Below are 12,767 nucleotides of genomic sequence, written 5' to 3' on the forward strand. Positions count from 1 at the left end.
TTTGAAAAAGAAATGGAGAGTTATAGTTCCATTAGTTATAATAGCTATAATTTTAGCATGTTTAAATAGCATGGTTAAACTTATAGTAGATATAAAATGGTTTAGAGAAGTAGGGTATTTAAGTGTATATTTTACAAAATTATTTGCAGTATTAAAGATAATGCTTCCAGTGTTCTTTCTAGTTTTTTTTGCTCTTTGGATATATTATAGGAGTTTAAAAAAATCTATATATAAATTGAGAGAAGATAAGAATACTTTAAATACAAAAAAATATAATAAGATATTTATACTTTTGGATTTAGTAGTGTCATTTATAGTATCATTAAATCTATCTAGAAGTTATTGGTATACAATACTTCAATATAAAAACAGCGTAGATTTCAATATAAAGGACCCTATGTTTAATAAAGATTTATCTTTTTTTGTGTTTAAATTGCCATTGATACAATCTATCTATAGTTTACTAATGACTTTATGTTTAGTACTAGTTATAGTTACCTTCATAGTTTATTTAGTATTAAATACTAAGGATAAAATCATGAATGGTGTGCATTTGAGGAATGTTAAGTCATTTACATCTGGTTTTAAAAGTGGCATAACAGAATTTGCAGGAAGACAGCTAGCGGTGGTATCAGCTTTAATACTTTTATTACTTTCAATGGGGTATATGATAAAGGCATGGAATCTTGTATATTCCCCAAGGGGAGTAGTTTTTGGAGCAAGTTATACAGATGTTAAGGTTAGTTTGTATTTTTATAAAGTAATAGCCGTTTTATCTATAATAACCTCTATAGTGGTTTTAGTAAGCTTGCTTGCATCTAAAATAAAACCTATAGTTATATCTATAGTGTTAATATTCGTTTTAATATTAGGAGAAAATTTATCAGCTGTATTTGTGCAAAATTTTGTAGTTAAGTCTAATGAAAAGACATTGGAAAAGAAATATATAGAATATAATATAGACTACACAAGGAAAGGTTTTAATATAGATAAAATAAATTCAAAAGATTTTTCCATAGAAAATAATTTAGCCCAAAAAGATTTGAAGGATAATAAGGAAACCATAGAAAACATAAAAGTTAATTCAGTGAATCAAGTATTGGAATATTACAACCAAATACAAGTTTTAAAGTATTATTATACTTTTAAAGATATGGATGTAGATAGATATAATATTAATGGAAAGAATACCCAAGTATTCATGGCTGCTAGGGAAATAGATGTAGATTCATTAAAGGAGAAAGCAAGTACTTGGCAAAATAGACATCTTACCTATACTCATGGCTATGGGGTTGTGATGAATAAAGTGAATGCAGTTACCAGCTCAGGAAAACCTGAATTTTTAATAAAAGATATTCCTATCGAAAACAGCATGAATATAGATTTAAAAGACCCTAGAATATATTTTGGTGAAGAAACCAGCGAGTATGCCGTTGTTAATACTAAAATAGGAGAATTAGATTATCCTGAAGGCGATACAAATAAAACCACTAAATACAATGGAACTGCAGGAATTAAAATGAATGGGCTTAATAAAGTTTTATTTTCTATATACGAGAAGAATCCCAAATTCTTACTTTCAAGAGATATAACTAAGCAAAGTAAAATAATTATAAATAGAAATATAATGGAGAGAGTAAAGAAAATAGCACCATTCATATTATATGATAAGGATCCATATGTAGTTATGAATGAAGGAAAGCTATATTGGATAATAGATGGATATAGTGTATCGGACAGATATCCTTTTTCACAACCATACAATGGTATAAATTATATAAGAAACTCTGTTAAAGTTGTTATAGATGCAGTAAATGGGGATACAGATTTTTATGTAATAGATGATAAAGATCCTGTTATCAACAATTTTTCTAAAATATTTCCTAAACTATTTAAAGATTACTCAAAGATGCCAAAAGGCTTAAAAGAGCATATTAAATATCCAGAGGATTTATTTAATATACAATGTAGTGTTCTTGGTAAATATCATGTAACAGATCCTATGGTATTTTACAGTGGAGATGATTTATGGGATATATCAAAAAACGAGAAGCAAGTAGAAAATGAAAAGAAAGAAGAAAAAAATCCTCCATCATATATAATTATGAAATTACCAGGGGAAAATAAAGAAGAGATGGTAGTTACTCAATATTTTAATGTAAATAGAAAAAATAATATGGAGGCTTTGCTTTGTGGAAGAATGGATGGAGAAAACTATGGCAAGCTGGTTTTATATAATTTTAATAATGAATCAGTGGAGAGTCCTTATTTATTTAAACAAAGCATAAAACAGGATGCCAATATATCAAAAGAAATATCACTTTGGAATCAAAAAGGATCTGGTTCAGGAGTTATATTTGGAGATACCCAAATAATACCTATAAAAAATTCACTATTATATGTAGAACCGCTGTATATAAGGGCCAGTGGTAAGGAAAGTATACCTCAAATGAAGAGAGTAATTATATCATATGGAGATAAAATGGTCATAGAGGAAAACATAGAAAAGGCATTAAAAGAAATATTTAATATAAAAAGTAAAGAAGAAGAAAAGCCCGCAAATGAAGAGCAAAAAGAGAAAACTGAACAGTTAAATAATGGTGAAATTAAAAAGGCAAAAGAGTTATATGATAAAGCTATAGAGGCACAGAAAAAAGGTGATTGGTCTAAGTATGGTGAATATATAAATCAGTTAGGAAAGGTATTAGAAGAGGTTAGTAAATAAAATAATTAAGAACAATAGTTATACAAAATAATTATTGAAAAATAAAAAATAATTTCTAATAAAAATAAAAAGGTTCTTCTTATAGGAGGCAAATGGAAATGGATTATGATGTTTTAATATTAGGGGGAGGCTTATCAGGATGTGCTATAGCTTATGAATTGTCAAAATATAGCTTAAATATAGCTTTAATAGAAAAAGATTATGATATAGCTGATGATATTTCTTTAGTGAATACTGCGATGATTTATGACGGTATAGAGAATGAGTATGATTTAATGGCTAGATTAGAAAAAGAGGGAAATAAAGATTTTGATAGTTTAACTTCTAAGTTTAAAGTTCCATTTAAAAGGATAGGAACTTTAATGCTTGCAAGGGATATACAACATCAAGAAATTCTCAAAGAAATGTATGAAAGAGCTATAAAAAGAAAAATAGAAGACATGGCCTTTTTAAGCAGTAAGTATATAAAGCAAATAGAGCCAAACTTGAACATGGACTTTGTTGGAGGTATTTATACTAAAAACACAGGAGTGGTGTGTCCATATGATTTAGCTATTGCTTATGGAGAAGTAGCTTTTGATAATGGAGTTAAATTTAAGTTGGAAGAGGAAGTTATAGATATAGAAAAAATATCTAAAGGTTATAGAGTAATTACAAATAAAAATAAATTTAAATGTAAAATAGTTATAAATACTACTCCAGGAGAAAACTATAGCATAGATGTAGATAAAAAAGTATATCCTAAAAAATCTATAGGTAATGTTAAGTACCTTCTTTTAGATAAGAACTTTAAAAGAGATTTAGAACATATATTAGTACTAACAAATGAAAATGATGAAAAAATAATGGTGATACCTACTCTACAAGATAGTACAATCATATCTATGTATAGTAAAGAAAATATAAGTTATGACTATTTCATAAATGGAATAAATAAGATTTTCCCAGATATAGACAATAAACATATTAGAAATTTCTATCAAGGGCAATCTTATGAAAGCAACATAGTTATAGATGACAGTAGTATAGATGAGGGATATATAAAGGTTGATGGAAAAAATTATAGTGAAGTAACCATGACACCATTCATAGCTAGAATGATATGTGAAACTGTGGTGAATAATTTAAATTGCAAATTAAATAAGGATTTTAATGATAAGAGAAGAGAATTTTACAAGTTTAGAGATTTATCTGATGAAGAAATTGAGCAAGTTGTAATTATGAATGAAAAGTATGGCAAGATAATATGTCATTGTCAAAAGGTCACAGAGGGAGAGATAATAGATTCTATAAGAAGACCTTTAGGAGCGCGTACACTAGAAGGAATAAAAAGAAGGACAGGAGCAGCTTATGGTGGTTGCCAAGGGGCTAATTGTATAAATAAAATAATATCTATATTAGCAAGAGAAACTAATAAAAATTTTACGGATATAGTTAAGGACTCTAAAGATTCAAAAGTAGTTTTAGGGAGAATCAAGGAGTTTGACGAGGTTTAAATACTTTAATTAATGGGGGGATTTTTATGGGAAATTCTATATTTACTAGTTTAGTTAGAATAAAGGGTTCTGATTATAATGTGGTTCCAGTTAAAAGTAGCTCCCCTATAGCAAAAGAATTATGGGTAGATTGTTCAAGAGCATTAAGTAGGCTATATGTGGGGGCACCTATAAAACAAGGTGATATAATATGTAGTAACATATTAAATACAGGGGTGGATATAGTATGTACTAAAAATGTTAAAAGAAAAAATGTATAAAAATATGTTTTAGTGAAATATTATAATAATATACAAATGAAGGTTGACAATGCTATATTGAGAATGTAAAATGATTATTAACTAAATAGATAATTTAAAATTTATATAAAACCGTTGATGAGAATAGTAGCTTTATTAAAGATTTAAGAGAGTCAGTGCATGGTGAAAACTGATATCTTTCATTTAGTGAATCCACCTCGGAGGGACTGTGATGAGCAGTACGGTTCAAACCGTTATCAATTTGAGAGAACTAACTTAGAGCTTTAATATTAGTTAAGTAGGGTGGCAACGCGGAGCTATTCGTCCCTAAAGGGATTGAAGGCTCTTTTTTTATTATAAAAATATTTAAAAGTATAGATATTTTATTAAAATGTTATGAAATTATAAAATCTTAAATATATATGAGGAGGTGAACTGTTGCGATAAATCTATAAAAATGCTATAAAATCTTATATAAATCAAAATCAGATATGCTAAATAGATAATAAAGCAATATTTATAGAATTTTATAGGTTATTGTCAACGGAGTATACTATGTTAGATATTAAAAAGATAAGAAATAATACAGAAGAAATTAAAAATTCTATGAACAATAGAGGTGAAGCTTTTAGCGTTAACTTAATTGACCAGGTAGTTAGTTTAGACAAGAGGAGAAGAGAAATATTAGTAGAAGTAGAAGAATTAAAGAAAAAAAGAAATGAAGAATCAACTTCAATAGGAAAGATGATAAAAGAGGGAAAAGACGTATCAGAACTTAAAGAGCATATGAAGGGCTTATCAGAAAAAATAAAGGATTTAGACGTAGAACTAGGTGAAGTTGACGAAAAAATAAACTATAATATGCTTAGAATACCTAATATCCCAAACCCAGAGGTGCCAGAGGGGGATACAGATGAGGATAATGTAGAAATAAGAAAATGGGGTGAGCCTAGAAAATTTAATTTCGAAGCGAAAGCTCACTGGGATATAGGAACAGATTTAGATATGCTAGATTTTGAAAGAGCAGGAAAGGTAACTGGTTCAAGATTTACTGTTTATAAAGGCATGGGAGCAAGACTAGAAAGATCAATAATCAATTATTTTTTAGATTCTCATACTGAAAAGAATGGATACAAAGAAGTGCTTCCTCCTTACATGGTAAACAGAGATAGCATGACAGGAACTGGACAATTACCTAAGTTTGAAGAAGATGCTTTTAAAGTTACAAATGATGACTATTTCTTAATACCAACAGCGGAAGTTCCAGTTACAAATCTCCATAGAAATGAAATATTAAAAGGGGAAGATTTACCTGTTAAATATGCTGCATACAGTGCATGCTTTAGATCAGAAGCAGGTTCTGCTGGAAGAGACACAAGAGGTCTTATAAGACAGCATCAGTTTAATAAAGTAGAACTAGTTAAATTTACAAAACCAGAGGATTCTTATGAAGAATTAGAAAAACTAACTAGAGATGCAGAAAGCGTTCTACAAGGCTTAGGACTTCCTTATAGAGTAGTTAAGATATGCAAAGGTGATCTAGGATTTACAGCAGCATTTAAATATGACATAGAAGTTTGGATGCCAAGCTACGGAAGATATGTTGAAATATCAAGCTGTAGTAATTTTGAAGATTTCCAAGCTAGACGTGCTAATATAAAATACAAAGAAAATCCAAAAGCTAAGCCAGAATTTGTACACACTTTAAATGGATCTGGAGTAGCTGTAGGAAGAACAGTAGCTGCTGTTCTTGAAAATTACCAAAATTCAGATGGAAGCGTAACTATTCCAGAAGCTCTAAGATGCTACATGGGCGGAAAAGAACTAATAAAATAAGAAAATTGTGAAGCAAGTGCAATAAGAAAAATCTGTCTTTAAGTCCACAATAAATATATTTTCTTAGACTACTCGCAATACGCCAAGAAATTCTAATGTTTTGAAATTTCAATACCCTAAAGCTTTCAAACTCGCTTCTGACGGCGCTCAAACAATGAAAGCTTTAACGGGTATTGAAAATTGAAAACAAAGAATTTTTAAGGCTAGCTCAATAGTCTAAGAAAATATAGTTATTGTTACCTTAAAGACAGATTTTTCGGTTCATTCATAGACTATCAGAGGAGGAACACAGCTGACTAAAGGATGATTTTCCTCCGCTTCGCTATGGAATATCTTTAATTTATAGATAGGAAATGGCTCATAATATTTTTTAGGTAGAACCTTTCGTTTAGTCCCTAGTCACCAAATGTTTTTTTAGTACTAGGTTCTAGATGATAGAATTCGTTGTTATAATATATATTTATGTTTTTTAACCTATTGATCATTCATTATAAATCAACAGGTTCACGCCAAAAAATTTTAAGTGTTAAACTTCTGACTAATAAATAATTACTTACTTTAATTCTGCAAAATAAAAAGTTGAATTGGTACTATTACCAAAAAATAAATATGGAACTATACTCTCTATCGAGAGATACTTTCTGCTTACATTTTTAGCAATCAATTTCCTAGAGATTTATAGGTTATATCATCTTAAGGAGCTTAAAACAATTGGAGATACCATAAAACCCCTCAAAAGCCTAGCGGCTAAAGAACTAGTATATTTTGTTTATGAGCAAGCTAAAAAAGATGTACTTATAGAAAAAGTACTTACCGAGCTAAAGTTAGCCTGTTAGAAAATTTTGTTAGTTATTTATAGAATAACTATAGGTATTATCAATGTAATAATATTCATATACATAAATATTTATCTATAAGTGGATTTTTAGCTTTTAAAATTAAAGAAGTTAAGTTACTTATCAAAATAAAACAGTTAGTAGGCTTCTCCTATTCAACCATAAACATATTAAACTAAAAATCTGATTTTAATGTAGTAATAAATGTGGAATTGGGGACTATTGAACTAGCCTTAGAACTTCTTATGTCTCACAGTTAAAGAACCGTTAAGAAGCTTTCATGTTTGAACGAGGAACGAGTGAGTTTGAAAGCTTTAGGGGCTTTAACTGTGAGACATTTAGAAGTTCTTGGCGTATTGTGAACAGTCTCAAATTCCACATTTATTACGGAATTAAAATCACATTTTTTTTCAATGTATTATGTTACAATATATTCTTATTATAAAAAATATGTTGACAATGTGGAGAATATTTATTATAATAGTCATTGTCGTGAGACTCGGAGAGATGGTCGAGTTGGTTTAAGGCACCGGTCTTGAAAACCGGCGTGCGTGGAAGCGCACCTAGGGTTCGAATCCCTATCTCTCCGCCATATTTAATTATATAAATTAAAAATCATTGACAATTCAATGTATATTTATTATAATGTTTATTGTCACAACTTGGAGAGATGGTCGAGTTGGTTTAAGGCACCGGTCTTGAAAACCGGCGTGCGTGGAAGCGCACCTAGGGTTCGAATCCCTATCTCTCCGCCATAATTTAATAATAAATTTCGAGGGCATGGAGAAATACTCAAGTGGCTGAAGAGGCGCCCCTGCTAAGGGCGTAGGTCGGGTAACTGGCGCCCGGGTTCAAATCCCGGTTTCTCCGCCAAAACATCTAATTAAAATTAGATGTTTTTTTATTTTTTGAACATTTTACAAACAAAGTGCTTTTATAAATTAATAAAATGACATAATTTAAGGTATTTTTAACCCTATTATAGGTTGAAAAATTTTTCTTAAAGAAGTATAATTAACTTAGATATAATAATCACATTTCTTGGTTTCATATGGAGTATTACAGTAGATATCCATTGAATAAATATAATATAAGAAGGGGATATTGTGTTAAAAGGTAAAAAGGTGATTTTAAAGTCTATGGAAAGAAAAGAAGTATCCAATATATATAATATATTATGTGATAAAGAAGTTAGGGAATTTGATGGTGCATATATTATGTTACCAGGAAAAGAGTATATAGTTGAAAAATTTGATAAAATTATGGCGGGGAATACTAAGTATTTAACAATAGTTAATGAAAAAGGACTTACCATAGGATATATAACTTATAAGGAATGTAAGGATAGTGTAAATGTATATTCTTTAGGTATAACAATAGGTAAAAACTTTTGGGGAAAAGGGTATGGTCAAGATTCTATAAATACCTTATTAAGCTTTTTATTTCTAGATAGAGGAGCCGCTAGAGTGGAATTAGAAGTGGTAGATTTAAATTTAAAAGCTATAAATTGTTATAAAAAGTGTGGATTTAAAGAAGAGGGCCAGAAGAGAAATAGATATTTTGTTAAAGGCAAATATACTAATGTGGTTATTATGGGTATATTAAAGGAAGAATTTATAGTATGAATTTTTAGCTAAAAGATTTGATTTTTTATTTGTAATGTGGTAATATTATAATGTTTCAAATTGCATATTTTGCGTCAGTAGCTCAGTTGGATAGAGTAGCTGGCTACGAACCAGTTGGCCGGGGGTTCGAATCCTCTCTGACGCACCATAAAACCTTGTAAGCTTAATACTTACAGGTTTTTTTTAATTTTTAATAGCTACTCAATAATATATTTCACAAGTTGAACAGTGTTATTCCATGAATTTTGAGTTTGTTATGTATTAAAATAATCATATTTGTAATTTAAAGTTAATAATACCAATAGAAGTATTGGTAAAATCAATATGCTTTATGTAATATATGATTAAACAAATTATGTATGAAGCCGATAATATACTTAATACGAACTTAATTTAATATGGAAATTCCTTTAATAAGTATAGTATAATCTTTTATTTGTAATTATTAATTTAATATATATGATATATATTAGGGAGAATATTGAGAAAAATTACAATATTGTGTTAAAATATATATTAAATTGATATCATAAATATAATTAATTTTTATTTTTTTATCAGAAGGGTGGGATAAGAAAAATGGGGAATAAATTAAAAGATATGCTTTCAGGTAAGAAAAGTGTACTCAACAAAAGTAAAATTTTAAAAGGGAAAAGGGTTAAAAAAACAAAGCTACAAGATAAAATAAACACTAAAGAGGAAGCAAAACTTCAAAATGAAGTTAATATTCAAAAAGAAAAGAAACAAAAGGATAAAACCCAAAAGAGTAAGCTGAAAAGTTTAAAAGGCACAATATCTATAAGAAAACAGATACCAATACTTATATCATTAATCGTCATTATATCAATTTTTATTACATATGGAGTAGTATACTATGAAGGTTCTAAAGTGTTACTAAAACAAAGTGAAAATGAAATGATGTCTATAAACAAAAGATGTATAGAAACAATAAATGTAATGCTAGAAAAAAACACAGTAGAAGTGGGAAGTTTATCAAATTCACAAGAGTTATTTAATATACTGCAGCTGAAGTTTCAAAACAAGAATAACTATAAGGATTTGATAAAGAGTGGTAATGAACAGTTTTTGAATTACAAAGATAAAAGAAGCTATATAGAAGATATATTTTTAGTGGGAGCAGATGGAAAAATAATAGGGTCTAGTGAACAGTCCTTAATAGGACAAGATTTAACTAAGGAAGAATATAATACTAAGACAATGGGTGGAAATACTGCAGTAAGCGGTACTATAAAATCTAATAAGTCAGGAAAGCCTATAGTTATATTTACTTCACCCATAATAGATCACAAAAATTATGATCAGGTTATAGGATATGTGGGCATGTCTGTATATGCTGAAAGTTTTTCAGAAAATCTAAAAAGTATTAGTGTGGGAGAGACTAAAAATAGCTATGCTTACTTAGTAGATGAAAAAGGGCTTATAATTTATCATCCAGACAGTAAAAAGATGGGCAAGCGTTCAGATATAGATATATTTAATAATGTTGTAAGTGACATAAAAAAAGGTAAAAAAGTAGAAAATGCTACAGAAAAATATAAATATAAGGGCTCTAAAAAAGTAGGAGCATATAGTGTAGTACCAAAGACATCTTGGCTTTTAATATTAAGCTCGGAGCAAAACGAGATAAATAAGCCATTGAATACAATAACTAGGAATTTAAGTATTATATGTTTAATTATTATAGGCGTATCTATTTTTGTAGGTATGATAGCTTCTAAAAAGATTACAGATCCTATTGCTAAGATGACAAATGCTATTAATAAAATATCTAATTTAGATTTAACTGGCAGTGATGAGCATAATGAATTAGCGGATAGAAAAGACGAGGTTGGTTTAATAGTAAGATCTGTGTTCCAAATGAGAAATACCTTAAGAGAAGTTGTTCTTGAACTTATAAAAGCCAGTGATAATATAAATGAAAATGCTTACTTAGTAAATGAGTTAACAGAGAAGTTAAAAGTAGAAGCTGAAAAAACTTCAAACCATACAGAGGAAATGTCTGCATCTATAGAAGAAATGGCAGCTACTTTTGAGGAAATATCAGCTTCCTCTGGAAATATGGGTGAATCTGTTAAGGTTATTTCTGATAAATCACAAGAAGGATTTAACAAAACTCAAGATATAGTCATATCATCACAGGAACTTGTACAAAGCTCCTATAAGTCTATAGAGAATTCTAATGAAGTTTATAGTAAAGTTAAAGTGGAGCTAGAAAGTGCTATAGAAAAATCTAAAGTTGTAAAGCGTATAGAGGGTTTAGTAAATGGAATTATTGAAATAACAAATCAAACTAATTTATTAGCTTTAAATGCTAGTATAGAAGCAGCAAGAGCAGGGGAAGCTGGGAGAGGTTTTTCAGTGGTAGCAGAGGAAGTTAGAAAGTTAGCAGAACAATCCGCAAAAATTGCTTCGGATATTCAAGAAATAGTGAAAGTTGTAAATTCATCAGTGGAAAATTTAACACTTAGCTCTGACAGGATATTAAAATTTGTTGATGGGGAAATTAAAGTAGATTACGAGAAAATAATAGGCATGGGAAATCAATATAAAGAAGATGCAAATACCTTTGAGACATTTATGAAGCATTTTTCTAATGAAGCAGATGGAATTAATACTACTATAAACAGTATAGTAAGTGCTATAGAAGAGGTTAATGAAAATATCAATTCAGAAGCTCAAGATGTAGAAAATATAGCTAATAGAGTTGTAGGCATTAGCCATGAATTGTCTAATATAAAAGATAATTCTCTAAAGAATAAGTATAGTGCAGAAAAACTTAAAGAAATTACAGCCAAGTTTAAAATATAAAAAGGGAAATGAAAGTATTAAAAGTAAAGGAATAAACATAAAAAGATTAAGTATAAAGTAAAGATTAAGTATAAAGTAAAGGTTAAATACAAAATAAAAAACTAAGTATAAAACAAAAAAAAGTGTTTATAAAAAGTGCAGGAAACTTTATTCCTGCACTTTAATTTTACAAATTGCATCTCCTATAGGTTCCCCTAAAATTACAGAGCACTCATAGCCTAATTTAGTTTGTTTTAATATATCGTCATGAATTTTTACGGAGTTCTTTTGGAAGAATAAAACTACTGTAGAACCACCAAATTTAAAGAAACCTTTTTCCTCACCTTTTTTCACATTTTTGTAAGGGTCGTAGGTTTGTATTATAGATCCTACACAAGTGGCACCTACCTCTACATAAAGCACATCCTTAAAATTTTTAGAGCTTAAAATACTCCACTCTCTTTTATTTTGACAAAATAGCTTATTTATATTTTTAAGAGCTATGGGGTTTACGGAATAGTAGTTTCCCTGTATTTTTCGTGAAACAGAACATTTACCATCATCTATAAAGTGAAATCTATGATAATCTGTAGGACAAAGTCTGAATATAAGGCAACATCCATTTTGGTATTTATTAGATAGTTTTATATCACCTATAAGCTCGCTAAGTGAATAAGTGATGCCCTTAACTTGTACTAGGGCATTTATATCAATATTTTCGTATGCTAAAATCTTTCCATCGCAAGGAGAAATAAGAATATCTTTTTCCGAGGAAATAACTCTAGCTTCGGGAGTTAATTTTCTAATAAAAAATTCATTAAAATTGTTAAAATTGTTATCTTTACACTGGGACATATCAATATTAAAGTTTTTAATAAAAGCATTTATCTTACTTTTACTTAGAGAAGAGTCACAGTAGCATCCGTAAAGTCTTGAAAATACCTTCTTTTTTAATATTGCTTCTAAAAACTTCATACCCATAGGTGATGAATACGTCCAGTTTAAATATTTTTCACCTGCTACTTGCTCAATTTTATAGCAGTTATTTTTTCTATCATAAAACTTGATTTTCATATTTATACCTCGCATTTACCTCACAGTTAGTTAAAATAGCTTATTTTATTTAATATAATTAGTATTATAGCATACATAATTCTTTCTGAGGCAAAATTTCCATGAATATACTTATTCAAAGATAGTGT

7 protein-coding genes, 4 tRNA genes, 1 pseudogene and 1 other annotated feature are annotated in these 12,767 nt (G+C 29.0%); of the genes and pseudogenes, 11 read left to right on the forward strand and 1 reads right to left on the reverse strand.

From position 1 onward, the window contains the following. Window position 1 precedes the first annotated feature (1 nt). The 11 genes and pseudogenes from CC89_RS14250 (at window position 2) to CC89_RS14300 (ending at window position 11,586) form a co-directional block, all read left to right on the forward strand. Complete coding sequence (locus tag CC89_RS14250) at window positions 2-2,725, forward strand: UPF0182 family protein (protein ID WP_035293176.1); 2,724 nt, start codon at window positions 2-4, stop codon at window positions 2,723-2,725. Between the two features lie 98 nt (window positions 2,726-2,823). Further along, a complete protein-coding gene (locus tag CC89_RS14255) occupies window positions 2,824-4,221 on the forward strand; it encodes an NAD(P)/FAD-dependent oxidoreductase (RefSeq protein WP_035293178.1) in 1,398 nt (465 codons plus the stop codon). Window positions 4,222-4,259: 38 nt separating this feature from the next. Continuing rightward, a pseudogene (locus CC89_RS14260) lies at window positions 4,260-4,481 on the forward strand (DUF1667 domain-containing protein); the annotation flags it as partial. Between the two features lie 105 nt (window positions 4,482-4,586). After that, window positions 4,587-4,792: a binding site (T-box leader), on the forward strand. Window positions 4,793-5,015: 223 nt separating this feature from the next. Then, the gene (gene serS, locus CC89_RS14265; RefSeq protein WP_035293184.1) at window positions 5,016-6,296 is read left to right on the forward strand and encodes a serine--tRNA ligase; all 1,281 of its coding nucleotides are present in this window, start codon (window positions 5,016-5,018) and stop codon (window positions 6,294-6,296) included. Window positions 6,297-6,880: 584 nt separating this feature from the next. Beyond that, a complete protein-coding gene (locus CC89_RS14270) occupies window positions 6,881-7,132 on the forward strand; it encodes a hypothetical protein (protein ID WP_035293186.1) in 252 nt (83 codons plus the stop codon). A gap of 501 nt (window positions 7,133-7,633) precedes the next feature. Next, window positions 7,634-7,724 (forward strand) — tRNA-Ser (locus CC89_RS14275). Window positions 7,725-7,796: 72 nt separating this feature from the next. After that, window positions 7,797-7,887 (forward strand) — tRNA-Ser (locus CC89_RS14280). Window positions 7,888-7,914: 27 nt separating this feature from the next. After that, window positions 7,915-8,005 (forward strand) — tRNA-Ser (locus tag CC89_RS14285). Window positions 8,006-8,238: 233 nt separating this feature from the next. Then, window positions 8,239-8,757: a GNAT family N-acetyltransferase gene (locus CC89_RS14290; protein WP_035293189.1), complete on the forward strand. Its 519-nt coding sequence runs from the start codon at window positions 8,239-8,241 to the stop codon at window positions 8,755-8,757. Between the two features lie 71 nt (window positions 8,758-8,828). Further along, window positions 8,829-8,905 (forward strand) — tRNA-Arg (locus CC89_RS14295). A gap of 431 nt (window positions 8,906-9,336) precedes the next feature. Next, the gene (locus CC89_RS14300) at window positions 9,337-11,586 is read left to right on the forward strand and encodes a methyl-accepting chemotaxis protein (RefSeq protein WP_035293192.1); all 2,250 of its coding nucleotides are present in this window, start codon (window positions 9,337-9,339) and stop codon (window positions 11,584-11,586) included. Between the two features lie 147 nt (window positions 11,587-11,733). On the opposite strand, the gene CC89_RS14305 is transcribed toward CC89_RS14300, so the two are convergent. Beyond that, on the reverse strand, window positions 11,734-12,639 hold the full coding sequence (locus CC89_RS14305; protein WP_035293194.1) for a phosphatidylserine decarboxylase: 906 nt from the start codon (window positions 12,637-12,639) through the stop codon (window positions 11,734-11,736). Window positions 12,640-12,767: the final 128 nt, after the last annotated feature.

The sequence above is a fragment of the Clostridium sp. KNHs214 genome (assembly GCF_000744935.1).
Classification (GTDB): Bacteria; Bacillota; Clostridia; order Clostridiales; family Clostridiaceae; genus Haloimpatiens.

What these genes read in the sequence shown, in the direction of transcription:
- CC89_RS14255 (WP_035293178.1), top strand. Translation starts at nt 2,824, where the DNA reads ATGGATTATGATGTTTTAATATTAGGGGGAGGCTTATCAGGATGTGCT.
- serS (WP_035293184.1), top strand. Translation starts at nt 5,016, where the DNA reads ATGTTAGATATTAAAAAGATAAGAAATAATACAGAAGAAATTAAAAAT.
- CC89_RS14300 (WP_035293192.1), top strand. Translation starts at nt 9,337, where the DNA reads ATGGGGAATAAATTAAAAGATATGCTTTCAGGTAAGAAAAGTGTACTC.
- CC89_RS14305 (WP_035293194.1), bottom strand. Translation starts at nt 12,639, where the DNA reads ATGAAAATCAAGTTTTATGATAGAAAAAATAACTGCTATAAAATTGAG.